The sequence below is a fragment of the Deltaproteobacteria bacterium genome (assembly GCA_016210005.1).
Classification (GTDB): domain Bacteria; phylum Desulfobacterota; class Binatia; order HRBIN30; family JACQVA1; genus JACQVA1.
The window spans coordinates 1-22,808 of record JACQVA010000200.1; the positions used below are offsets into that span (position 1 = coordinate 1).

21 protein-coding genes and 1 pseudogene are annotated in these 22,808 nt (G+C 65.2%); 8 read left to right on the forward strand and 14 right to left on the reverse strand.

Going from position 1 to position 22,808, the window contains the following annotated elements; genetic code table 11:
• Positions 1-287 precede the first annotated feature (287 nt).
• Entirely contained in the window at positions 288-3,929 is a 3,642-nt protein-coding gene (locus HY699_19510) for a hypothetical protein (protein ID MBI4517997.1), read from the forward strand.
• An 80-nt stretch (positions 3,930-4,009) separates the two neighbouring features.
• On the opposite strand, the gene HY699_19515 is transcribed toward HY699_19510, so the two are convergent.
• Positions 4,010-4,210 (reverse strand): cold-shock protein, encoded by a 201-nt coding sequence (locus HY699_19515; protein ID MBI4517998.1) that lies wholly within the window; start codon positions 4,208-4,210, stop codon positions 4,010-4,012.
• Between the two features lie 255 nt (positions 4,211-4,465).
• On the opposite strand from HY699_19515, the gene HY699_19520 reads away from it, so the two are divergent.
• From HY699_19520 to HY699_19535, 4 genes are all read left to right on the forward strand, one after another.
• A complete protein-coding gene (locus HY699_19520; protein ID MBI4517999.1) occupies positions 4,466-5,872 on the forward strand; it encodes an FAD-binding oxidoreductase in 1,407 nt (468 codons plus the stop codon).
• A complete protein-coding gene (locus HY699_19525) occupies positions 5,869-6,606 on the forward strand; it encodes an SDR family NAD(P)-dependent oxidoreductase (protein MBI4518000.1) in 738 nt (245 codons plus the stop codon). The genes HY699_19520 and HY699_19525 overlap by 4 nt, the downstream gene beginning before the upstream one ends.
• Before the next feature lie 9 nt (positions 6,607-6,615).
• Positions 6,616-7,020 (forward strand): nuclear transport factor 2 family protein, encoded by a 405-nt coding sequence (locus HY699_19530; protein ID MBI4518001.1) that lies wholly within the window; start codon positions 6,616-6,618, stop codon positions 7,018-7,020.
• 103 nt (positions 7,021-7,123) lie between these two features.
• On the forward strand, positions 7,124-8,506 hold the full coding sequence (locus HY699_19535) for an SAM-dependent methyltransferase (GenBank protein MBI4518002.1): 1,383 nt from the start codon (positions 7,124-7,126) through the stop codon (positions 8,504-8,506).
• 83 nt (positions 8,507-8,589) lie between these two features.
• On the opposite strand, the gene HY699_19540 is transcribed toward HY699_19535, so the two are convergent.
• A complete protein-coding gene (locus HY699_19540; GenBank protein ID MBI4518003.1) occupies positions 8,590-9,660 on the reverse strand; it encodes a hypothetical protein in 1,071 nt (356 codons plus the stop codon).
• A 283-nt stretch (positions 9,661-9,943) separates the two neighbouring features.
• Between HY699_19540 and HY699_19545 the strand changes: the two genes are divergently transcribed.
• Complete coding sequence (locus HY699_19545) at positions 9,944-10,753, forward strand: dienelactone hydrolase family protein (protein MBI4518004.1); 810 nt, start codon at positions 9,944-9,946, stop codon at positions 10,751-10,753.
• Positions 10,754-10,809: 56 nt separating this feature from the next.
• Positions 10,810-11,493 carry a phosphoribosyltransferase gene (locus HY699_19550; protein ID MBI4518005.1) on the forward strand — a complete coding sequence of 228 codons (684 nt, stop codon included), beginning with the start codon at positions 10,810-10,812 and terminating at the stop codon, positions 11,491-11,493.
• A gap of 30 nt (positions 11,494-11,523) precedes the next feature.
• On the opposite strand, the gene HY699_19555 is transcribed toward HY699_19550, so the two are convergent.
• From HY699_19555 to HY699_19565, 3 genes are all read right to left on the reverse strand, one after another.
• Positions 11,524-12,540 (reverse strand): zinc-binding dehydrogenase, encoded by a 1,017-nt coding sequence (locus HY699_19555; protein ID MBI4518006.1) that lies wholly within the window; start codon positions 12,538-12,540, stop codon positions 11,524-11,526.
• Between the two features lie 219 nt (positions 12,541-12,759).
• Positions 12,760-13,521, reverse strand: a complete 762-nt coding sequence (locus HY699_19560; protein ID MBI4518007.1) for an SDR family oxidoreductase — start codon at positions 13,519-13,521, stop codon at positions 12,760-12,762.
• Positions 13,522-13,551: 30 nt separating this feature from the next.
• Complete coding sequence (locus tag HY699_19565) at positions 13,552-14,808, reverse strand: sulfotransferase (GenBank protein ID MBI4518008.1); 1,257 nt, start codon at positions 14,806-14,808, stop codon at positions 13,552-13,554.
• 162 nt (positions 14,809-14,970) lie between these two features.
• Here HY699_19565 and HY699_19570 point away from each other — a divergent pair.
• Positions 14,971-15,183, forward strand: a pseudogene (locus HY699_19570) (type II toxin-antitoxin system HicB family antitoxin).
• Positions 15,184-15,342: 159 nt separating this feature from the next.
• Here HY699_19570 and HY699_19575 read toward each other — a convergent pair.
• From HY699_19575 to HY699_19615, 9 genes are all read right to left on the reverse strand, one after another.
• Entirely contained in the window at positions 15,343-16,614 is a 1,272-nt protein-coding gene (locus tag HY699_19575; GenBank protein ID MBI4518009.1) for an MBL fold metallo-hydrolase, read from the reverse strand.
• Between the two features lie 275 nt (positions 16,615-16,889).
• Complete coding sequence (locus HY699_19580; protein MBI4518010.1) at positions 16,890-17,276, reverse strand: nucleotidyltransferase domain-containing protein; 387 nt, start codon at positions 17,274-17,276, stop codon at positions 16,890-16,892.
• Complete coding sequence (locus HY699_19585) at positions 17,240-17,635, reverse strand: HEPN domain-containing protein (protein ID MBI4518011.1); 396 nt, start codon at positions 17,633-17,635, stop codon at positions 17,240-17,242. The genes HY699_19580 and HY699_19585 overlap by 37 nt, the downstream gene beginning before the upstream one ends.
• Positions 17,632-19,701: a UvrD-helicase domain-containing protein gene (locus HY699_19590; protein ID MBI4518012.1), complete on the reverse strand. Its 2,070-nt coding sequence runs from the start codon at positions 19,699-19,701 to the stop codon at positions 17,632-17,634. The genes HY699_19585 and HY699_19590 overlap by 4 nt, the downstream gene beginning before the upstream one ends.
• Before the next feature lie 167 nt (positions 19,702-19,868).
• Positions 19,869-21,068, reverse strand: a complete 1,200-nt coding sequence (locus HY699_19595; protein ID MBI4518013.1) for a DUF1016 family protein — start codon at positions 21,066-21,068, stop codon at positions 19,869-19,871.
• A gap of 608 nt (positions 21,069-21,676) precedes the next feature.
• Positions 21,677-21,901 (reverse strand): hypothetical protein, encoded by a 225-nt coding sequence (locus tag HY699_19600; protein MBI4518014.1) that lies wholly within the window; start codon positions 21,899-21,901, stop codon positions 21,677-21,679.
• Between the two features lie 8 nt (positions 21,902-21,909).
• Positions 21,910-22,128, reverse strand: a complete 219-nt coding sequence (locus tag HY699_19605; GenBank protein MBI4518015.1) for a DUF2283 domain-containing protein — start codon at positions 22,126-22,128, stop codon at positions 21,910-21,912.
• A gap of 23 nt (positions 22,129-22,151) precedes the next feature.
• Complete coding sequence (locus HY699_19610; protein MBI4518016.1) at positions 22,152-22,409, reverse strand: hypothetical protein; 258 nt, start codon at positions 22,407-22,409, stop codon at positions 22,152-22,154.
• Positions 22,327-22,692 carry a UvrD-helicase domain-containing protein gene (locus HY699_19615; protein ID MBI4518017.1) on the reverse strand — a complete coding sequence of 122 codons (366 nt, stop codon included), beginning with the start codon at positions 22,690-22,692 and terminating at the stop codon, positions 22,327-22,329. The genes HY699_19610 and HY699_19615 overlap by 83 nt, the downstream gene beginning before the upstream one ends.
• Positions 22,693-22,808: the final 116 nt, after the last annotated feature.

The window sequence follows — 22,808 nt, forward strand, 5'->3', positions numbered from 1 at the left end:
CCAGGATGTAAACGCAGAACTGCTTGTCCATAGCGCCAAACGCCAAACTGGATTCCCGCTTTCGCGGGAATGACGGCCCGCTTTCGCGGGAATGACGGCCATAACACCGAACCACGTTACCCACAAATTTGTCGCGCACCCCACCGGAAGCGGCACCGGAAGCGCCGGACTGCGTTGAACACCCCCGGTGCGGCCTGGTACAAGTAATTGCCAATTGACAACGAAACCGAGAAGATGGCGGGCGCGGTCGCGGTGGTCTGCAAGAACTGATGAGGTGGGCAAGTACTATGGTTGGGTTGCGATGGCCGGCAAGGGTCTGGCTGGTGCTGGCCGTCGTCTTGGTGGCCTGCGGCGGCTGGGCTCCCACCCGCGCCAAGGCGCTGGTGGCGGACAGCCCAAGCATTGGAGTCAACTCCCAAGAACTGCCGGCGGGCAACGGCAGCGGCCCGGGCGCCGCTGCCAGCGCCAACGGCTGCATGGTCGCCTTTGCCACGCGCTCGGCCTTGACGGCCAATTCCAGCGACGATTCCAACCGCGTCAGCGACATCTACCTGCGTGACCGCTGTGCCGGGCTGACCGAGCGCGTCAGTCTGGGACCGGCACTGCGCCAGGCCAACGGGGCCAGCACCAACCCGGCTATCAGCGATGACGGCTGCGTGGTGGTATTCGAGTCGGCAGCCAACAACCTCGACGACACGGCCACCGACAGCAACGAGCGGCCAGACATCTATGCGCGGGATCGCTGCGCGGGAACAACCGCACTCATCTCAGTCACACTCGCGGGTCAGGCGGGCAACCGCCGCAGTTTCGATCCGGTAGTCAGTGCCGACGGCTGCCTGGTTGCCTTCATTTCGGAAGCTACCGATCTGACCAGCGAGCCGCCGACTGGGGGAATGCACCTCTTCGTGCGTGACCGCTGCCTGGGCCGCACCACGAGCATTGCTGCCGTCAGCCCAGCGCCGGTGCTGCCGGCCGGCGTACTGCTGTACCGGGGCAACGCGGGCCTCATTCCCGAGGCCGACTCCTTTAGCGCCCTTACCGACCGCCTCCAGTTGCTCGGTGCCGAGGTCACTGAGACCACGACCTTCCCGAGCGACTTGAGCGACTTCCGCGTCGTCTTCATCGTCTCACCGGGCGCTCTCGACGATACGCCGGCGAACTTCTTCAGCAGCACTCAGGTTGGTGCTTTGCGAACGTTTGTCGCCGGTGGCGGCCGGCTGGTCGTATTGGGCGAGTACGGCGGCGCGGGCGCGTCAACGACCAACGACTTGCTCGCCCGCCTCGACACGCGCGTGCGGGTCAACCGCGATCGCTTGCACACCAACGGCTGCGGCTCGCTGCCTACCAATGCCATCGTCGCAGACCCGCTAACACAGAGCCCGGAGGCCGTGACCAGCTTGGCTCTGGCCAATGCCGCCTCAGTGCAAACGGTCAACGGCTCGGGCTCGTGGCCGGCGGCAGGCGCGCCGCGCTGCCTGGCTAGCAACGGCGGCGGCTCGTGCCTGGCACTGGCGCAGCAGTTGTCTGCCGGCGGCCTGGCTGGCGACATCGTGCTGATCGGTGACGCCAGCCTGTTCGGCGACCAGTGTGGCTTCGTTGCAGAGACGGCAGCCGTGGGCAACCGCGTCCTCGCCTCCAACTTGTACTTGTTGGCGCCGGCGGCTGCACCGCGTAAGCACCTGCTCAAGGGGCGTGCCTTCGACGGCGCAGGTAACACGCTGGTGTTCACCAGCGACGCCTTGCTCGACGGCGATACCAACCCGCTGGCCGATGTGTTCGCGGTAGACTTGCCTTCGGGGAACATCGAAGTACTCAGCCTGGCACTGGATGGGACGCCGGCGGGTGGCCGCAGTTACGGCGCCACCGTGAGCGCCGATGGCTGCCGCGCCGCCTTCGTGTCGGAGAGCACCGTCTTGGCCGATGGTGATAGCAACGGCAAGCCCGATGTCTTCGTTCGTGATCGCTGCGCCGATACCCTGATGCGGTTGCTGCCGCTGAGTCTGGCGGAACCGAACGGGGTCAGCCCGGCGGCCGAGATTTCAGCCAGTGGAGCGTTCGTGGCCTTCGAGTCGGATGCAACCAACTGGTTCGGCGGCGACACCAACGGCGTGCGCGACGTCTTCGTCGCCAACCTGGCGACGGGCCTGATCGAGCGCGCCAGCCTGTACAGCGCCGGACCGCAGCCCACCCGACCGAGCTTGCTCGAAGACCTCGCCGACGACGGCCGGTTGCTGGTGCTCACCAGCGCTGAGGGCTACTGGAACGTCGATAAGAACCAGGTCGAGGACGTCTACGTTTCAGCCATCGCGATGGCACCGATCGCACCCACCCCAACGCCATCGCCTACGCCCAAGCCGATACAGACCATTTATTTTCCGGCCACGATCATCAACCAGTCGAGCACCTTGAGCGCGGAGGTTTACCTTGGCGATGCCTGCGGCTTGCCGGGAACGATTGCGGCAATCGCCTTGAGCGGCATGAGCAGCAGCTTCTCGGTCGCCTCGTTTCAAACCACGTGTACTGACCCGGCGCCAGGCCAAGCTGCACCGCTACCAGTCCAACTGGCTGACGGTCAGGCGCTGCACCTGGTCTTCACCTTCACGCCGGCGGTGGCCGGCAACCTCACGGCGGTTGCTACGGTGTACGGAACCGCAGGCAACGTGATTGCGTCGTTCTCACTGCGCGGAACCGGCCTGGGCATTCCCACCTCTACGCGCACCCCGACGGTGACCCCGACGCCGACGGCCACGCGCCCGCCGACACGAACCCCAAGCAACACGCCGACGGGGACCGCCACGAGAACACCGACGTTCACGCTGACGTTCACCCGCACGCGCACCCCGACCCGCACCGCTACGGCCTCGTCGACGCCGACCGAGACGCGCACGCCAACCCCCACACTAACCCCGTCACCAACGCGCACGCCGACGCCGTCGCGCACGCCATCGCCCACGTTTACGTGCACGGCGTCACCGACTGCCACGCCCTCGATTACCGGTACCCCGACTCCGTCGCATACGCGCACGGCCTCGGCCACACGCACCCCCAGTGCCACCGCCACCGCTTCGCCAACCAATACCGGCACGCGCACGGCAACAACAACTAACACCCGACCGCCAACGCGTACGCCCACCGAAACCTCCACCGCGACCATGACCCGTACCGCCACCCCGACGGCAACGGCCACCAGAACGGCAACCGCAACTGCGACCAAAACGCCGTCGTACACGCCGGTTCCGACGCGCACCCCTTCGCCGACCAATACACGAACTGTGACGCCGACGCGGTCGTCAACCCGCACCCCGTCGCTGTCGCCGACGCCGACCGCCACGGCCACGCCCACGCGCACGTGGACGCCGGTCCCCTCGCCAACGCCAACCCGTACCCTGGTACCGACCGCGACCCCTTCGCCCACGATCACGCGATTGCCGACGCTAACGCCGACCGTGACCTTCACCCGCACCTATACCCCAACTCCGACCCTCACCCGCACGCGGGTTCCAACCGCGAGCCCATCGCCGACCTTCACCCGGATACCCACGGTGACACGAACTGCGACCTTCACCCGCACCGAAACACCCAGCGCGACTATGACCCGCACGCGGGCGGATACGGCCACAGCGACACCATCGCCGACCGCCACGGCAACGCGCACCCCCTCGCGCACACCAACGGCGAGCGCGACCATTACCACCTCGCCCACGCCGTCGCAGACCAACACGCGGGTACCAACGGCCACGCCGACGAGCACAGCCACGCGGACGCCAACGCGGACACCGACCGACACGCGGGTGCCGTCGGTCACACCGACGACCACAACGACACGCTCGCCGACGGGCACCCGGGTGCCGACCGCTACGCGCACGCCGACCCGTACGCGGGTACCGACCGCTACGCAGACGGCGACGCGCACCAGCGCAGCCGGGTGAGCGCGCCTGGCAGAAACGACAACGCCCCGCCGAGAAGCCCGGCGGGGCGTTGTGATTATGGCAAGTTCAATGGCGCGTGCTTACGCCTTGGTGACGTTGCTCGCTTGCGGGCCCTTGCGACCCGGGGTGATCTCGAACTCGACGGCCTGCCCGGCCTCGAGGCTACGAAAACCATCACCCGCGATCGCCGAGTAGTGAACGAAGACATCTTCGCCGTTGTCGGTGTGGATGAAGCCGTAACCCTTCTCGGGGTTGAACCACTTCACGGTTCCGTGTGCCATGCACCTTTCCTCCTTCTTTGGTCGAACTCGTCTCGTGGGGAAGGTGCTGATTGGTCTGGGACCCTGAGGGTACTGCAACTCGGCCGGGGCCAGAACCTCCGGCCGCCTGATCAACTGCGCGGCTTCCCGTCTCGACTGCCGGCGTTGTATACCCGAGCGTCCCCCCGCGCGCAACCGCGGCCCGGCGGGCGGCAAGTGCCGGCAGCGCAAATGCCGGTGGACCGGCACCATGGTTGTCAGCTATCTAGAGGGGCCATGAGTGCGACGGTTACCCAGATTCGCGAGGCTAGCAGGCAGAGCGTTCGTCAAACCCGGCCCCACCCTGCCGCCGTGCCAGAGCTGCCGCTCACCGAGCTCAGCGGTTGGGGCCATTACCCCGTGGTGCATGGGCATGAACGGCTGTCGGAAGACTTGGAGCAGAGTACCGAGAGCGCGGCGCTCAGCCGCGGCCTCGGCCGTTCGTACGGCGATTCGTCGTTGCCGGCATCAGCGCAAGACGTGGTTTCGACTTCGGTGCTGGCGGACCGCTTGATTGCCTTCGATCCGGCCACCGGCATCGTGCGCGCCGAGGCCGGCTTTCCGTTGTGGCGCTTGAATCGGCTTTTCCTCCTGCGCGGCTGGTTCACGCCGGTAACGCCCGGCACCCACTACGTCACCCTTGGCGGCATGGTGGCCTCCGACGTTCATGGCAAGAGCCACCACGTCGACGGCTGCTTCGGTGAGCATGTCACCGCGCTCAAGCTGCGCGTAGCCGACGGCCAGATCATCGAGTGCGCCGAGGCCCACGAGCCGGAGTTGTTCCGCGCCACGCTCGGGGGCATGGGGCTGACCGGTCACATTTTGGAAGTCGAGTTCCGCCTTCGTCGTATCCCATCGCCGTGGATCTGGCAGGAGAGCGAGCGCACCGCGGACTTCGATGCCACCATCGAGCGCCTGCGCCAGGCCGGGCGGCGCTTTCCGATGACCGTGTGTTGGGCCGACTTCCTCACCCGTGGTCCTGGAGCCGGACGGGGTGTGATCACGAGCGGGCGCTGGGCCGAGCCTGCCGAAGCCCCGGCCGCACCGCCTCGCTTCCACAGCCCGATTGCGCTTCCGCCGGTGTTTCCGAGCTGGTTCTTGCAGTCGTGGATGGTGCAGCTGTTCAACCGCCTCTACCACGCCAAGCACGGCGCCCGCGTTCGCACCGGCATTGTCAGCCCGGAGACGTTTTTCTACCCTCTTGATGTCGTCCGCGAGTGGAACCGGGTGTACGGCGAGCGCGGGTTAACGCAGTATCAAGCCGTGCTCCCGACCGACGATCCCGCGCGCCAGCGCCGCTTCTTGGACCTCTTGCAGTCGCACCGCGCCCCGGTGTTCTTGTGCGTCATCAAGGATTGCGGCCCGCAGGGCAAAGGGATGCTGTCGTTTCCCAAGCCCGGCGTCTCCTACGCGCTCGATTTGCCGGTGAGCCGCGAGACACAAGCCCTGGTCGATGCCCTCAACGAGTTCGTTGTCGCCGAAGGCGGCCGCATCTATCTCACCAAGGACGCCTTCACGCGCGCCGAGCATTTCCGGGCGATGGAGCCGCGCCTGGATACGTTCCATGCCGTTCGCCGCAAATGGGATCCCGAAGGCCGCCTGCGCAGTGCGCAATCCGTACGCCTCCTGGGAGGCCGCCCGTGAAAGTCGTCTTCTTCGGTGCCACCAAAGGGATGGGGCGCGCACTCGCGCGCCTGATGGCGCAGCGTGGCGATGCGCTCTGTCTGCTCGGCCGCGACGGCGACGATCTCGCCCGCAGTGCGCAGGACCTCCGTCTCCACGGTGCCAGCGGCGAGGTCGGCACCGTGGTCTGCGACCTGCTGGAGCCCCAGTCGTTCGCGCCGGCGCTCGATCACGCCGCCGCTGCGCTCAACGGCTTCGACACCGTCGTCGTCACTGCCGGCTTGTTCGCCGCCCAAGAAGCGTTGGAGCAGGACGCGGCCCTGCGCGATCGGGTATTGACCGCCGACTTCATCAACACCGTGCATTTCTGCGAAGAAGCCCGCGCCCGCCTGCTGGCCAAGGGCGGCGGCACGCTGTGCGTATTCAGCTCGGTGGCGGGCGAGCGCGCGCGCAAGCCGGTGATCCTTTACGGCGCCGCCAAAGCGGGTCTGTCGCACTACCTCAATGGCCTCGATCACAAGTTTCGCGCGCAGGGGCTACGGGTCGTGCTGGTGAAGCCAGGCTTCGTCAAGACCGGCATGACCGTGGGCCTCAAGCCGCCGCCGTTTGCCGGTGAGCCCGACGAGGTGGCGCGCGCCGTGCTCACGGCCATTGACCGCGGCTGGCCGGAGGTCTTTGTCCCGGCCGCGTGGCGATGGGTGATGCTGGTCATCCGGCTGCTGCCGCGCGCGGTCATGCGCCGAATCGGATTCTAGGAGCCGACAATGAGTCACAACACCGATCGTTTACGGCAGCTGTTTGCCGATTTGGAGCGGCTGGATTTCGCCGCCGTGGCCGGCCATTGCGCCGCCGACTGTGTGTACGAGGATGTCCCTATCCCGGCCGCCACTGTCGTTGGGCCCGAGGCGATTCGCGCCAAACTGGAGATGGGGCTGGGCGCGCTCGAACGCTGCCCGGTTACCATTCATGAGATGCTCGAAGCCGGCGACACGGTGATGATGGAACGAACCGAGGTGTGGTGGAATCGCACCGGCGAGCGCGCCACGCTGCCGGTGGCCGCCGTTTTCAAGTTCCGTGACGGCCAGCTGACCTTGTGGCGTGATTACTGGGATGTGAAGACGCTGTTTGCGCAGCAGCCGGCCAGCTGGTTGCCCGACGTGCCGCGTTGAGTGGCGCGGCCGGAGCTGGGGCAGTGCCGCCGTCAGCTGCTCTTTCAGTGCGTAGAGGATTGCGGGCTTGGCCTTAACCCTAGCGGCTTGTCGAATCATTCAGATGAAATCCATTCCCCTCGCGTTAGTGTCGCCGCCAGAAGCCCGGCGCCTCGCGCGCCTGTTCCCGTCGTACCGGGATTTCGTCGACGATGCCCTTTTTCATCCGGACTGGGGCTATTACAGCACCGGCATCGTGCGTTTCGGCGAGGGCGGCCACTACGACACCTTTCCCCTGGCGCTGTCGCCGATGTTCGGCCGGATGCTGGCTGGGTACGGCTATCGCTTGTGGCGCCGCTACGGGCAGCCGCAGAGCTTCGAGATTTGTGAGATCGGCGCCGGCAACGGTCAACTGTGTCTCGACGTGCTGGTGGCGGCAGCGGATCAGGTGCGCCGCCAGCGCGATGCCAACAAAGGCAGGTGGGCGCAGTTCGCTCGGCTGCTGCGCTATCGGATTATCGAGCGCAGCCCGGCCTTGATCATCCGCCAGCGCAAACATCTCGGGCCGCTGGCCGGGCAGGTGACGTGGACGCAGGCCGACCTCAGCCAGCGGGCGGCGCGTGGCACGCCGCTGGCCGACTACGGTTTGGTGCTGGCCAACGAAGTGCTCGATTGCCTGGCGCATCACAAAGTCGTGCCCCAAGCGGACGGGCAGCCGGGTGTGGTCTTCGTCGTTCCGACGTTGCACCGTGGCCGGCGCGCGCAGAGCGGCAGGCTCGAAACGGTGCCGGGGTTGCGACCGGACGATCGTGCGCTTTTGCGCGCCGGTCTGGCGCAGGCTCTCGGCGACGCCCGCCTGCGCTGGCAGGTCTCTTTTCACGAGGTGTTACTGCCGGTCACGGCGGTACCGGGCTTGCGGCCCTTCCTGCGGCGTCATTACCCGGAGTTCTTCAGGCCCGGCAGGTTTCCACCCTACTTCGCCTGTCCGGCGATCGAGACGTTGATCCGCAATGCGGCGCGCTTGTATGACCAGGGCGAGGAGCTGTGGATCGACTACGGCGATACCCGCTCGTTTCACCTCACCAAGCCGGACGCGCGGCGGATGTTCGCCGGGCCGCCGCGATCGAATGCCACGGTCTATCGCGCCCCGGGGTTGGACGACATCACTTTCATGGTGGATTTCTCCGTGGTCGGCGGCGCCGCCGAGGATGCCGGCTTGGCGGTCGACTTCTACGGCGGTCAAGGCGAATTGGCCCGGCGCAGCGGCGTCCGGTTCGATCGCCACGCCGCCAATGAGATCCTGCGCTATCGTGCTCTGGGATGGATGCTGGCGCTTGTCGGGGTCGGCCCGGAGCGGCTCTGGCGTCAGACGGGGTGGACGTGGGGCAAGCGGCCGGGCAGCGGCGGACCGGTGCGCGCCGACATCCGCCGCGGCATCGCCGAGTTCATGGGAGAGCGCCGCAGCGCCTTCAAGCTGATGATCCTGCGCCGCAAGGGGATGCCGTAATCGCGCCGCGGCTGAGGCGGTATCCGCTGGCGCAGCCTGGACTCATCTACGCGTTGAAAGCGCCAAGGCTACTAGGCAAGCTGTTAGTGATCGCGCTGGCTGGCGTAGAGGTTGCTGCTGAGCGCCTCCAGCAGATGCAGCGAACTGCGGCGCACTCGTTGCAGTACCCCCGCTTGCTCGAGGGAAAGCGGGCCAAACTCTTCATCCAGCAACAAGTCCGTGTACCCGATCAAAGCGGTAAGCGGTACGCGCAGCTGGTGCGAAATGGTGGTGACGAATTCGCATTCCGCCCGCTTGACCTGGCGTAGTGCTTCTATCAAACGGCCGTTCTCGTGTGCCAGCGACGCCAAGCCGGCGGGTTGAGCGTTGCGCAAGACGAGTTGCTCGGCGCTCAGCGCGTCGGTCAAGGCGGGTGCGCCGTGGCTCTTGTGGCGGTTCGGGTCGAGGCTGCCGTTGATCAGTGCCAGCAAGTCACGCGCCGCCTGATCAATGCGGCGCAGGGCGTCGATCTGGCCATCGCCGAGATGGCCAAATGCGCCATCGAGCAGGAGGTCGGTGTAGCCGACGATCACGTTGAGCGGAGTGCGCAGTTCGTAGGAGAGGGTGGCAAGCAACTCGTAGGTCAGGCGGCTGCCGCGTTCCAGTTCGGCCACCAGCCGCGCGTTCTCCAACGCCAGCACGGGCAGCCGAACCACGAACCAGGCCCCGTTGTCACGGCTGGTGTCGAAACGGATCTCGCCGCCGTGGGCGGCGATGATCGCCCGCGAAACGTCGAAACCGGGAGCGCTGTTGTCCGTGGCCGCCGCCGCATCGGCGCGGCCCGGCGGGGAGAACAGGCCCTCCGCCTGCTCGGCGCTCATGCGCGGACCGCTGTCGCCGATCGTCAGCTCCAGCCACTCGCCGTCAGCCGTGGTGCGGCAGAACACCAGGCCGCCGTCACGGGTGGACCTCACCGAGTTGCGCAGCAGGCTGGCCAAGCCGCGCTCGAGTTGCGGTGCGTCAATCCAGGCCAACGGTAAGGCCGGGTCCAGATCCAGCCCCGAGGCCAGCCGCTTTTGCGCAAATGCCGGCTGGTACAGGTCGATCAGATCCAGCACCACCTGGTTGAGCGAAGTGGGCTGGGGCAAGACGTGGACAGCTTCAACACCCATCATAATGACTTCCGCTCCCCTGCGGGACGAAAGCCGGTCCAAGGAGCATGCCACGCGCTGCGGCATCTCCGGCACGGCGGTAAGTGGCACCGGAGCACCGCGACCTGTCGAGTAATGAACGGTGGCGGCAGAATCGTGGTCACCGCCCTGCAAGTGCTGTGAGCTGGCGCAGACCAGCGGTCGGACGCTACCGCCGCGGCGCCGCGGCCGCCTGGCTGCGCATGGCTGCGACTGGCGATTCCGGAACTTGCGAGCCGAAGCGCCGGTTAGCCGCGGCCGCCAGCGGATGGCTTCGGCGGCACAATGCGCCTGCCTTGGCGAGCGGCTTGCTGCGTATCAGTTTCAGCTCGATGAAAGTTGTAGCTGTGCTGGGAAGAAAGGTCCGTCGATGGATACACGGCTGATCCAGGTAGTAGCTGATTCGGTCAAACTGGACGGGCTGCTGGGCGTGCCACAGCCGGCGATTGGGATGGTGGTGTTTGCGCATGGCAGTGGCAGCGGCCGGCTCAGTCCACGCAATGCATACGTCGCCAGCGCCCTCCACACCGCCCACATTGGCACCCTGCTGTTCGACTTGCTTACCGAGAACGAGGCCGCCAACCGCGCCAAGGTGTTTGATGTCGTACTGCTGGCCGAGCGGCTGCGGGCTGCCACCGAGTGGGTGCGTCACGATACCCAGACCCGCGGGTTGCCGATCGGGTATTTCGGTGCCAGCACCGGCGCCGCCGCGGCGTTGATTGCCGCCGCGGATGATACGGCGATTCGTGCGGTGGTCTCCCGCGGCGGCCGTCCGGATCTGGCAGCGACGGCGCTGGCGCGGGTGCGCGCGCCGACGCTGCTCATCGTCGGTGGCGAGGATCACGTCGTGATCGGGCTGAACGAAGAGGCGCATGCGCAGCTCGCCTGCGAGAAGGACTTGGAAATCGTCCCGGGAGCCACGCATCTTTTCGAGGAGCCGGGTACGCTCGATGAAGTGGTACGCTTGGCAACGCAGTGGTTGCTGAGCCACCTGACCAGAACGCTCGCAGCCAATGCCTACACCGACCAACACCGGCCGGCCCCTATGAGCGCGGCCGGGCGATGGTTGCGCCCGTGAGCCGGGGCGGCAATGGCGGATGACGCGGTGCAATGAGCTGGGGACGCGAAGCGGTGATCACTTTCAAGGACCGGCAAGACGCGGGCCGGCGGCTAGCTGCGGCGCTGACCAAGTACCGGGCACAGCACCCAGTGGTACTGGCGCTGCCGCGCGGCGGCGTGCCGGTGGCCTACGAGGTGGCGCGCGCCTTGGCCGCACCACTCGATGTGATCGTGGTGCGCAAGCTCGGAGCGCCCGGCCAACCGGAGTTGGGCATTGGCGCCATCGCCGACGGCGACCATCCGCAACGGGTGCTCAACGAGGACATGGTGCGAATGCTGAGCGTGAGCGAGGCCTACTTGCGCCGCACGGTGGAACGCGAGCTGGAAGAGATCAACCGGCGCCAGCGCCTGTACCGCGGCGGCCGCCCGCCGATAGCGCTGGCGGGCCGAACTGCCATCGTCGTTGACGACGGGATCGCCACCGGCGGCTCGATGCGCGCCGCCTTGCGCGGCGTGCGCCGGGCCGCGCCTCAGCGCTTGGTGCTGGCCGTACCGGTGGCACCGCCGGAAACCATCGAGTCGTTGCGCGAGGAAGTCGATGATCTGATTTGTTTGAGCGTGCCCGCGTTCTTCTCTGCTGTCGGCCAGTTCTACGACGATTTCCGCCAGACCACTGACGACGAAGTGGTCCGCCTGCTCGATCGCGCCTGCATGGAATACGCGTCGGCGGGCGATATCGCCGCCACCGCGGCGTCGTAGTCTCCGCGGCCCAGCGGCTCACGGGGCTCTCTACTCGAGGAAATTCACCATCACCTTCGCCGCCACCTCGGGCTTTTGCGCGGCGGCCAGGGCGTCGTTGAAATCGGCGAAGTCAAATTGGTGCGTGATCATGGGCGATACCTCCACGGCTCCCGATGCCAGCATCTCGATTACAGCCGGAAACTCGGTCGGGTACGCCATCGCACCCTTGATCGTCAGCTCCTTCGCCATGACGTGGAAGAACGGCAGCGCCACTTCCTGCTTGTGCATCGCCACCACCACCATGCGGGCACCGAACTTGGCGTGGTCGAAGATCTCGCGCACGACCGGCGCGGCGCCCGAGGCGTCGATGTAGACGTCGGTCCCCACCGCGGGCATCACTCCGTGCACCAGCTCCCGCCCGTGGCGAGTTAGAATCACTTCCCAGGGATCGCCGTGAGCGGCGTTGCACACCGCGCCCGCGCCGAGCTGCCGAGCAATGGCGAGCCGCGTGTCAGAGAGGTCGACAGCGACTATGTCTCTCACCCCGCGGTAGCGCAGGCAGGCGATCACTCCGAGGCCAATGGGGCCGGCGCCGAACACGACCACTTTGTCATCCGCCCTGGCGGCGCACTGGTTGACGGCGTGCATGGCGACGGCGAGCGGCTCCACCAGCGCGCCCTGCTGGAAGGTCAGCGAATCGGGTAGGGGGTAGACACAGTCAGCTTCGGCGACATTGCGTACCAACAGGTAGGGCGTGAATCCGCCTTCGGGTCCGCCGTTGCCAATCCGATTGCCCGCCGCTTCCGGGTTAACGACGACGCGCTGACCGACTCGAACCCTCTTGACGGTTGCGCCCGCCGCCGCGATTACACCAGAGAGCTCGTGCCCGATGGGCATCGGGCCACCAGTGGGCAGAGGCAGCCCCCCCATCGCGACATAGCTGAGGTCGCTGCCGCAGATGCCGCAGGCCGCGACTTTGACGACGACATCATTCGGACCCGGCGCCGGCTTCGGGATGTCGATGAACCGGACGTCGTTGGGCCCGTCGATGGTGACCTGTTTCATGGAGTGCTCCAATTCCCCAGAGTTAGCCTTGATAAGCCAAGACCGCTTCACCACGAAGCACACGAAGGGCACGAAGGGGAAACCCGAAGTGCGCGGTCATGACCCAAGAGCAGACCTCATTTCCGATGACGTTTGTGGGGCAATGCCAGAGTCATGCTTGGCTCGCTTTCTTCGTGCTCTTCGTGACCTTCGTGGTGAATTCCTTCTGTCAGATTAGAGCTACGCGATCGACCAGCCGCCGTCGACGCACAGAGTCTGGCCGGTCACGAAGCGGGCCGCGGGACTGGCGAGGAAGAGGAAGGCCGGCGCCACGTCGTCGGGCGTGCCCCAACGCCGCAGCGGCGCCCGCTCGATTAGGGCCTTCTCCAACTCCGGCATGCTTTTCACCGGTGCGGTCATCTCGGTCTCGATCTGACCCGGCGCCACGGCGTTGACCCGAATAGCATCGGCGGCCCAAGCCGCGGCCAGGTTCTTGGTCATTTGCACTATGCCGGCCTTGGCGGCGCCGTAGCCCGGGACGAACGGGACGGCGAAGAAAGCGGACATGCTCGCCATATTGAGCACGCTGGCGCCGCCGTCGAAGCGGCTGGCACGCAGCAGCGGCTGGCAGGCGAGCGCCAGGCGAAAGGCACCGAACAGGTTGATGCGCACCGAATCCTCGAACACCTCGGGGGTCCATTCCGTGCGGCCGTCGCGGAGGCCGGCGAAGTTCGCGCCGGCGTTGTTCACCAGCACGTCCAGGGCCGCCAGCGACCCGGCCAGTGCCGCAATGGCCTCGCCGTCGCGAACGTCGAGCTGCCTGTAGGCGAACGCCGAAAGATCGTGCTCGTAGTCCGCCACCGCAGCGCGCGTGCCGGTGATAGTAACCCCCGCCCCGGCCGCGGTGAACGCCCGCGCAATCGCCAGGCCAATCCCGTTCGAGCCGCCGGTGACCAATACCCGTGCGCCCGAGAAGTCGAACTGAAATCGCTGTTTACTCATACGCACTTCTCCACCGCTTGTCGCCTCTGCTCACTCGGCTTGGATTGGAAAGCGTTCGAAGTAGAAGCCGAAGCGTTTTCGCAACTGGCCGGGATCGATCCCGAAATCAGCCTTGAGATCGTAGACGACCCGGCCGAATTTGCCCCGCGGGTTGCGCGCCATGAAGTCGTCGAGGACTCGACGGGCATCCGCTGTCATCTCCAGGCCGGCGCGCTCGTAAATCCGCTCCACCATGACAACGTCGTCGGCCATGAATTCGTGGAAGAGCACATCGATGCTGTGCGCCGCCGGGATGCGCTCGCGATCGCGCACGCAGGCGCGCAGCAGGCGCTCGATGCGGTCGATCCAGTAGTCAGCGATCATTGCCAGGTCCACCCGCTTGCAGCGCAGACGGCTGCCGTAAGCGCACATGGTCACGGTCGAGGCAATTACGGACACCGGATCACGGTGGGTGAAGGCGATGGTGGCGTCTGGGAACGTGGCGATCAGGGGGCCGAGCTGCTCCAGATGCTGGGGCGACTTCAGGATCCAACGCTCCGGCCCGCGCAGCCACTGCAGTGCTTGCAGCGCCTTTTTCAGGTAGTGGTAATGCGGCGTCTGGTCATGGGAGAGATAGTAGTCGCGCCACCGTGGAACGTAGGCGATCCACTCCCAGACGTAATTAGAGAAATCCAGCGCCTGCAGCTCGATCTCTTCGTGAATGTGCTCCGGCGGCATGTCGTGCATGTTGCGGAGGAGCGGAAGCAGGCTGTAGGCGCGCTCGTAGTTCTCGCGGCAGCGCACGAAGCGCGGATCGAGGCCGTCGGGTCCGGGCCCTTCGCTGCGGACCGGAACCGGCTCCAGGCTCTCCCAATATGGCAGCGAGCGCAGGCGTGAGTCGGCGGAGATCAGGTTGAGCAGGTGCGTAGTCCCCGAGCGCGGCAGGCCGACGATGATGATTGGCCGCTTGACTTCGACGTCGAGAATCTCCGGGTGGCGGCGGAGGAGATCCGTCAGGCGCAGCCGGTTCGCGGCGAAGCGCACGCAGTCAGCAAACGCGCCCAGGCGACCCACCGGCCCCGCGTAGGGATCCTCGTCGAGGCTCTGCAGTTGCACGCGCAGCCGCTCGCGGAAGTCATCGGCGCCGAAGTCGCTGAGCCCAGTGCGCCGCATCGCCTCTCCGAGCACGGCCTCTTCCGCGAACGTCACCGGAATCCGGCGCGCGAATTCGATCGCCGCCTTCTGCGCCGGCGTGAGCATGGGATTGCCCAGATCGCTGATGCGAATGTCGTCGGGGCGGTTCGTCATGCCAATCTCTCTCTGTCGCCTTCCTTCAATGCCGTACAGTGTCACAGCCGGCCCAGAATGTGGAGCACAAGCCGCGGTTTGAAACGGTGGCGGCAGCATGTCGACCCGAAGGACCTGTCTTGAAGCTTGCGGTCGGCGACGAATTCACAGAGAATTCGGAATATGAACATCGGTTGGATCTACAAGGACGGCGAAGTGATCGAACTCCCGTCCCTCACCGCCGTCATCCAGAAGGATAAAGCCTGGTATGTTTCCACCTGCTCTGAACTAGGCGTTGCCAGCCAGGGCAAGACCCGCAAGGAAGCGTATGCCATGCTGGCGGAAGCGGTGGAGCTGTGGCTGGAAGCCGCCAGCGCTAGGGAGATCAAGCGCCGGATGAAGCTGGGCGGTGACACCGCCACGGTTCCTGTGCCCAACCGGCGCGAGATTCCAGTGGGCACACTCAAGTCGATCATCAGCCTGAGCGGGCTGGACGAGGCCCTGTTCCGAAGATGAGCGACGCAGCCATCACCCACGACACGTTCCCCTCCGTGATCAACGTGACTCGCCTGCCACAGCCGCGCGCAGCTTTTTGATCTGCCGGCGCAGCCACGAGGTCAGCCAGAAGTTCTCGCTGGCGGCTTCGAGTTGCTCGTGGGCGCGCAAGCTCACTTCCAGTGCGCCGCGGTGCCGCGGTGTCGCGGCCAACGCCACTTCCGCCAGGTGGATCGCCTCTAACGGCGCACCGGCGTCGAGCTTCTCTTTGGCGCGCTGCGCCACGGCGTCGGGTCCACCGGCCAGTTCGACGAGGTCCGGGTGCACACTCCACGGGGGTACGGCGTAGAGCTCGGTGGTCGAGTGGTGATGGAACCATCCGGCGTAGTTCTCCCAGACCGCGCGCACGCACCAGGAGACTTCTCCATATCCGTGACCGACCTCGATCTCCGAAGGCAGCGTGATCTCACGCATCAGCGTGTCGACGTCTTTGCCCGCGTTCATGCCGCGGACGGTCTCGTCGTGGACGTACTGCACCGCGCCGCGCAGCCGCAACAGCTCGGCGCGAATAGTATCGCGACCCGCGACCGGATCGTGATGACCGACGAGCAGCAGATCGGGTTCGAGGGCCAGCACCCGATCAAGGGATTCGATGAAGCGCAGCGCGTCGCGGTAGCGATCGCCGCGGATGGTGACCAGGTTCGGAATGTGTCCGAACAGCGCGCTGAACAGGTTGCCGCAGAAGCAGATGCGGTGTTGCGGCAGCCAGACCACCAGGGAATCGGTGGTCTCGCCGCCGGGCGTTGCGAGCAGCTCGAAGCGAAGGCCGCCCAGCTCGAACTCGTAGCGATCGTCGAAAGTGATGGTCGGTGTGGGCCGCGCCTGCGCTGGCACTGCGCCGCCGCACGTTCTCACGGCCTCGCGTATCCCTTTCGCCACCGTCTCCTCGAAGGCGAAGGCGCTGCGCGCGATGCGGAAGGCCTCCAGCAGTTCGTTGTCGGCTTGTTGAATTCGGTTGTTCGCCTGGGCGACGATTTCGGTGCCGGGCTGGCGAAAGAAGTCAACGCCGCCGACGTGATCGACGTGGCCCTGGGTGAGCAGGATGTAGCGGATCGGGCCGGAGTCCACGGCGTCGAAGTTGCGCTTGTGCACGGGGGCCTCGAAACCCATGCCGGTGTTGATGACGACGCGGCCCTCGCCGGTGATCACCAGGAAGCTGTTCGAGAACCCCTCGGAGAGATAGACGAAGTCGTTGATGCGCCTTGCCGCCGGCTGGGAAGCCGGCTGGATGTCGAAGCCGCCGGGACGAGAGCGGTAGAGCGGTGTGATCATAATGGTCCTGATCGTGCGGGCGGATGCGCAGCCCATTGACGAAGTCGTTGCGCTGCTTCAGCGACGGCAGCGTGTCCTCGAGCAGACTCGCCTCTCTGCCGACGATCCCGGTGATCCCTCCCTTGGCCGCGGTCGCGGAGGCGAGGTGGCGGTATCGACGGGCGCCGCCCTGGCTGGCGCTTGGAATTGCCGCCGGGCAAGAGCTGATAGTGCGCGCCCGGCTCGGCGTAGGCGTCGCAGATGACAACGCGATCAACCGCGTAGGCCATTCGACCTCAGGCGGCTGCGCGCCGGCGCCGCAGCGCCTTCCCGGCGGTACGCCGTGCGCGAGGAACGGGAATGTCGACCGTCTTCTGCGACAACACCATTGCGAGAAAGCTGGTCGGTTCCGGTGCGGCAAACTCTTCAGGCGTGTAGCCATGCGCTTCCACCGAGACCCCCGCACGCCCCGCCGCAATGCCAAGGGTCTCCAGGCGACGGAGGTCGCCGAGCCGCGCGAAGTCGCGGGAGACGACGATGAGATCGATGTCGCTCTCTTCGCGTTGCTCGCCACGCGCCCACGACCCAAACAGGAGCAAACGCTCTGGCCGGATGCGTGCGCGCCGCAGTTGTTCGCAGAACGCCGTCAGCTCTGCGCGAGGCGTAGATCTTTGCGGAGCCATTTGATCACCCGTTTCGTCTTCGAGAGGTAGGACCGTGCCGTCCGATACGGATACAGCCCCACCATCTTGGCCAGATCCTCCGGATACCGCGTCGGCACGCTGGCCCGGTTGATGGCTGCAACAAAGTCGCCATCGCGCGCCGCCAAAGTGAGATCGAGTCCGCGCACAAAATAGAGCAGGTCATGGATGCGCGGAGGCGTGTCGTTCTTGGCCTCCGCCCACAGCCCCTTCACGGTCTTCTCAAGCGCCAGGTGGCACATGAAGACGACGTAGACGTAGCGCTTCGACCTCAGCATTGCCTCGGCCGTCTGCACGTCGTAGTCGGCGCTGGCGAGCCAGTTGGCTGTCGTCTTCTTCATCGCCCGTTCAGGTCCTTCACCACGGTCGACTCGTTGCCATACACGTCGACCACCTTCACGGCGATGCGCTTGTAGCCGCGGACGGGGAACGGCTGCGAGGTAAGCTGGAGCTTGAACTCCTCGGGGTCGACCTCGGCCTTCAGCGCCGCCTTGATGTTCGGCGCCTTCTTGAAGTCGAAGAACATCTGGCAGTCGACGAAGCAGTCGCCGTCGTAGTCCTCGTCGAGATACCAGGCGGCGACGTAGCCCGAGTCGGCGCGGTAGTAGTCGGTCGTGCGCTTCTTGCGGTCGAAGACCCCGACGCCGTCCAAGGTGACGACGGCTTCCTTTGGCTTTCCCTTCCCGTTGGTGAAGCTGACCTTCACGTCGGGCAGCGCGAGGGGCGAGAACAGCATCTCCGGCTGCGTCGCCTTCAGTCCCTCAGCGAGCGTGTCCGGCCGGATCATGATCAGCTCGACCTTGACCTTCCCGCGCTTCTCGATCTGCGACTTGATCTCGCCAACGTTGGCCTCGAAGGCCCAGCCGAGGACGTGCACCTCCAGGATGCCGGAGGCGAGCGCGTCCTGCACGGCGTCGTTGATCTGCTTCGCCGTCACCCGGCCGGTCAGCGGGCCGACGGAGATCGCAATCTTGTGCTGCTCCGACTCGGCGATCGCGTGGACCAGACCGCTGGCACCCTGGATCGTCGCGTCCTTGCGGTACAGCCGGCAGATGACGCCGATGTAGTTCTCCAGCTTCGCCGGCTCGCCGTAGCCATCAGCCGCTTCGCGAACAACAGAGCCCTTCCAGTCCTCAGCCGAGTACCGGCCTAGCGTCATGACCTCAAAGGGGCCGCACACTCGGATCGCGGAATTGTCCTCGATAGGAACATCTGCAAGTTCGACACGCTCGGGTTCGCGACCTGAGGTGATGCTCCCCATGGTCACACGTTGAAGTTCGCGGTATCGAAGACCAGCGGAGACGCGATCACCCTTGAGCACATAAGCTGGGAAAAGCGCTGAGAGCAGCCGCCTCCGAGTCACGTTGAGCGCGACGCGCGAGGTGTCGCATGTGATCCAGCGGCGGGCCAGCAGCTCCGCACAGTATACGGTCGTACCACCTCCGCAGGTGATATCGACGACCAGGTCGCCTGGGGCCGTCGTCATTGCGATACAGCGAGCGACGACCTTGGGACTCGTCTGAACCACGTAGTACTTGTCTCCCGCGAAGCCACTTATGACCGTGTCCGGCCACACGTTCGTGATCGGAAATGCCCTGAAATCATCGAGGTAACGCACATAGCAGAGGGTCTTGCCGATAGGGATGAGACGCCTGGCCTGCCGGAGCTGCTCCATCCCCTCTCGATTGGTTTTCCACGTCGACGCTGCAGCTGGCCAATACTCCTGGCCGTCGAGATCGACCGACCAGATCTCGTGTGCTCGGCCCTGCCGAGTACTGAAGAGGTTGTCCGGCCGAAACACCTGGGCGCCATCGGGCAACGGGGTTGACCCGTCGAACTCAGATTCTGTCAGGCGGCGGCGGGTGCCGTCAGGCAACTCCGCCCATGCATACTGCCCTGCTCCCTCGCCGCCAAGTTCCTTCTCGCGATACAGCTGACGGTACGAGCACCTCGTCTTCTCTTTCGCGTACCAGAGCAGGTAGTCAACGGGAGACGAGAGGAAGTCGCTCGACTGGCTGGTCGTCTTGAAGAAAGTGATCGAGGACACGAAGTTGCTTGTACCGAAAACCTCGTCGAGCAGAGCACGTGCTCGATGCACGTTCTCGTCGCTGATCTGAACGAAGATGCTGCCCGTTTCTGCTAAGAGCTCACGACACAGGTACAATCGCTCGTGTAGGAGGTACTGGAAGAGGTACCGCTGCAAGAGGTCGAGGCAGAAGCCGTGGATGGTGCCCACGTACATGCCGGCGAGGCCTTGAACATGTCCGAACTCGGCTTGGTACATTCGCGTGATGCGGTCCTTCAGTTCTGCGGCCGCCTTGTCGGTGAAAGTGAACGCGACGATGTTTTCGGGTGAGACCCCGTTTGGCCCGCCGTGACGAAGGATGTTGACCACGCGCGCCGCCACGACCCGCGTCTTGCCAGAGCCGGCACAGGCGATGATCTGGAGGTTGCGGTCCAGGACTCCTATCGCTCGACGCTGGGCCTCAGTGTTGTCCATCCCGACGCTGCTCTCTCACCGGATACTGTTTATCACATTACCGTCGAGGTCATTGAGCAAGAACGCCATTGTTGTCACGGTTCTTCCGCCGCAAGCATACGGCTGTAGAGTTTGAGGCGGTCTTCCAGCAGGCGCTTCGGCGGCAGGTACTCGGATACCTGCATCTTGTGCGGACCGTGGCCTAGTAGCAGCTCGACGTGCTGGCGCTTCTTCGAGGTGCAGAGGATGAGGCCCACCGGCTCGTTCTCACTCTCGCGCCAGTCGTGCTGCTTGAGCCAGGAAAGGTACAGATCCATCTGCCCTTTGTCCGCGGCGGTGAACGGGCCGATCTTCAGATCGATGGCCACCAGGCAGCGCAGGGCGCGATGATAGAAAAGCAGGTCGAGGAAGTAGTCATCGCCGTCGATCCGCATGGCGAACTGGCGGGCGATGAAGCAGAAGTCGCTGCCCAGCTCGGTGAGGAACTGCTCGAGGTTGCGGATGATGGCGGCTTCGAGGTCTTTCTCGGAGTACGCGCCCTTGAGGCCGAGGAAGTCGAGCAGGTAGGGGTCTTTGAAGGCGTCCTCGTAGCGGACCGTCTCGACCGGGCCGCGTTCCTTCTCGAGGCGGACGAGGGCGCGGGTGTCGCGCGACAAGGCGACGCGCTCGAACAGGGCGCGGTCGATTTGGCGCTGCAGCTCGCGCTTCGACCAGCGCTGCTGCGCGGCCTGGTCGAAGTAGAACCGGCGCTTCAGGCCCGCCTCGACGGAGAGAAGGATGCGATGGTGCGACCAGCCAAGGCGCGAGTCCTTGGCGAAGTCGATGTTGATGCGATCTCCCGATTTGGCCACCACTGGGCGCCAAATCCGGGACCTCGAAGATTTCACAGCCGCTGGCTGTGAAATCCTGCTCGAAACGGATTTGCTAGCCAGTGGCGGGCAAATTGCGTCGGCGCCAGATTTTACAGCCACCGGCTGTAAAATCTCGAAAGCCTCGAAGAACCGGCGCGCGTCGTTCAGGTTGCTGTGCGAAAAGCCCCTGCCGTATCGGCGAATCAAGGCCATCGCCAGGCCGCGCAAAAGCTGGTCGCCGTAACCGGCGCGTCTCCGGTTCTTCTGGATGTCCTCGGTGATGACCCGTCCGACGTTCCAGTACAGCCAGACGAGCGTCAGGTTGGCGGTGGAAACGACATGTTCGCGCGATGCTTCGATGAGCGCCTGGATCTCCGGCAGGACGCGGTGGAGACCGGTCACTTGCAGTGCAGTGGAGCGGCGTTTGGCGACGACTGCCTTCATGCGATGAGCCGTTTCGGTTGGCGCATGAGAGTCACCCGTGGGCGGCGTAAACTTCTTTGATCATGCCTGGCTCGGCGAAATAGTCGAAGAGGCGCCGGGCGTCGCACCGAATTTCCTCGGCGAGTTGGTAGAGGGCCTCCGCAACAAACACGCGCCAACGATCGGCTCAGCGAACAGATACCGGTACCGAAGAATATCCGACTCTATCTTCTCGTCCTCGTAGGCCGTCCAGACGGCACGCGCGAGGCCGCCGAGGCCATCGGAGAAGAACCACTTCAGAACGGATTGAGCATATCGCGTTCGGGTCTCCAAACTGTTCTGGCGGAAGTGATTCACCAATTCCCGTTGGAGTGTCTCAAGCGAGTCGGAATGCGCCGAGAGTCGCGCGGCAAAGAGGCCTTCCTCAAAGAGGAGATCCTGGATGGTGTGTCGATGCTCCCTGGCTCGCGCGGGCCTCTTCTGCCGTAGCTTTCGTATCGCGGCGGCCGGTGATGCACCCGCCAGAAGCACGGGCAGCCCGGTGGGATTAGCCGCACTAGCCTCTGAGGGATCTGGCCAGAGGACTCCCTGCTGTGCGGTTCTGGGTGACGGCCGGCACGACTTCATGCTCAGCGACGCTCCGCTCGCCCTTGAAGCCTGGCCGATGCCGGCCGCAGCGCGTCCTCCAAACTCACAAACCCGTCGCGGATGGCCATACACGCGCGCAGCACGTGCAGCTCGTACATCATGTCGTCGCGCGGGAACTCTTCGCGGATGAGCCGGGCCAGCTGATCGAGTTCGTCCTTCGGAATGCCAGCCTCGGCGGCGACGCTCTGGTAGTCGAAATAAGACATGGCTGGCGTCACGTACCCGTCTGCACGATCGTTTCTACCGCAAGCCCGGTCGCGGGCTCCGCTGGGCGGTAGTGCAGCAACTCAAAACCGATGACTCCCCCGGTGTCGTCCTTCATCAGCACGACCTCGTCAGTGGTCTCTTCGCAGATGTGCTCCTTCCTCGGGTCATCCAGCCAGACAGTCAGGGTGTGACCGACGACGTCGTGAATCACCTTGATCTTGTTCATAGGTTGTTCTCGGGCCAAGTCCCTCATGCTTGCCGCGACCGGCAGATGCCGACCAGATCGCAGCGCCCGCACTCTTCGCACCAACCGCTGACGCGATCAAGCCGATTGTCGCGCAACCGCTGGCCGGCGTCGGTGACGGCGGCTATCGTTTGCTGCGTCATGGCATCGTCGACCAGCTCGCGAACCGAGCCGCCGTGGTCAAGGTTGTGAATCTCGATGAGATCGGCGCGGCGGCCGAAGCGTTGCTCGTAGCCGAGTGCCGCTGCAAGACGTCGAGGCAAAACCGTGGATCGTGCCGACGTACATGCCGGCAAGGCCTTGAACGTGTCCGAACTCGGCTTGGTACACGCGGGTGATGCGGTCCTTGAGTTCGGCGGCGGCCTTGTCTGTGAACGTAAAGGCGACGGTGTTCTCGGGCGCGATGCCGTTCGCCGCACCTTGGCGAACGATGTTCACAACCCGTGCGGCGACGACGCGCGTCTTGCCGGAACCGGCACAGGCGATGATCTGGAAGTTGCGGTCCAGGACGTCTATTGCTGCCCGCTGTGCCTGGGGGTAGTCCATGTGACCGCGACATGCCTACCACACTGAGGCGTCGAATTCCCAATCGCCAGGCGGACTGACTCGACCGCTACCACCGGCGTGCTTTACACACAGCACATTCGTCGCCTTGCCGGCGG

What these genes read in the sequence shown, in the direction of transcription:
- HY699_19510 (MBI4517997.1), top strand. Translation starts at nt 288, where the DNA reads ATGGTTGGGTTGCGATGGCCGGCAAGGGTCTGGCTGGTGCTGGCCGTC.
- HY699_19515 (MBI4517998.1), bottom strand. Translation starts at nt 4,210, where the DNA reads ATGGCACACGGAACCGTGAAGTGGTTCAACCCCGAGAAGGGTTACGGC.
- HY699_19520 (MBI4517999.1), top strand. Translation starts at nt 4,466, where the DNA reads ATGAGTGCGACGGTTACCCAGATTCGCGAGGCTAGCAGGCAGAGCGTT.
- HY699_19530 (MBI4518001.1), top strand. Translation starts at nt 6,616, where the DNA reads ATGAGTCACAACACCGATCGTTTACGGCAGCTGTTTGCCGATTTGGAG.
- HY699_19535 (MBI4518002.1), top strand. Translation starts at nt 7,124, where the DNA reads ATGAAATCCATTCCCCTCGCGTTAGTGTCGCCGCCAGAAGCCCGGCGC.
- HY699_19540 (MBI4518003.1), bottom strand. Translation starts at nt 9,660, where the DNA reads ATGATGGGTGTTGAAGCTGTCCACGTCTTGCCCCAGCCCACTTCGCTC.
- HY699_19545 (MBI4518004.1), top strand. Translation starts at nt 9,944, where the DNA reads ATGGCTTCGGCGGCACAATGCGCCTGCCTTGGCGAGCGGCTTGCTGCG.
- HY699_19555 (MBI4518006.1), bottom strand. Translation starts at nt 12,540, where the DNA reads ATGAAACAGGTCACCATCGACGGGCCCAACGACGTCCGGTTCATCGAC.
- HY699_19560 (MBI4518007.1), bottom strand. Translation starts at nt 13,521, where the DNA reads ATGAGTAAACAGCGATTTCAGTTCGACTTCTCGGGCGCACGGGTATTG.
- HY699_19565 (MBI4518008.1), bottom strand. Translation starts at nt 14,808, where the DNA reads ATGACGAACCGCCCCGACGACATTCGCATCAGCGATCTGGGCAATCCC.
- HY699_19575 (MBI4518009.1), bottom strand. Translation starts at nt 16,614, where the DNA reads ATGATCACACCGCTCTACCGCTCTCGTCCCGGCGGCTTCGACATCCAG.
- HY699_19580 (MBI4518010.1), bottom strand. Translation starts at nt 17,276, where the DNA reads ATGGCTCCGCAAAGATCTACGCCTCGCGCAGAGCTGACGGCGTTCTGC.
- HY699_19585 (MBI4518011.1), bottom strand. Translation starts at nt 17,635, where the DNA reads ATGAAGAAGACGACAGCCAACTGGCTCGCCAGCGCCGACTACGACGTG.
- HY699_19595 (MBI4518013.1), bottom strand. Translation starts at nt 21,068, where the DNA reads ATGAAGGCAGTCGTCGCCAAACGCCGCTCCACTGCACTGCAAGTGACC.
- HY699_19600 (MBI4518014.1), bottom strand. Translation starts at nt 21,901, where the DNA reads ATGTCTTATTTCGACTACCAGAGCGTCGCCGCCGAGGCTGGCATTCCG.
- HY699_19605 (MBI4518015.1), bottom strand. Translation starts at nt 22,128, where the DNA reads ATGAACAAGATCAAGGTGATTCACGACGTCGTCGGTCACACCCTGACT.
- HY699_19615 (MBI4518017.1), bottom strand. Translation starts at nt 22,692, where the DNA reads ATGGACTACCCCCAGGCACAGCGGGCAGCAATAGACGTCCTGGACCGC.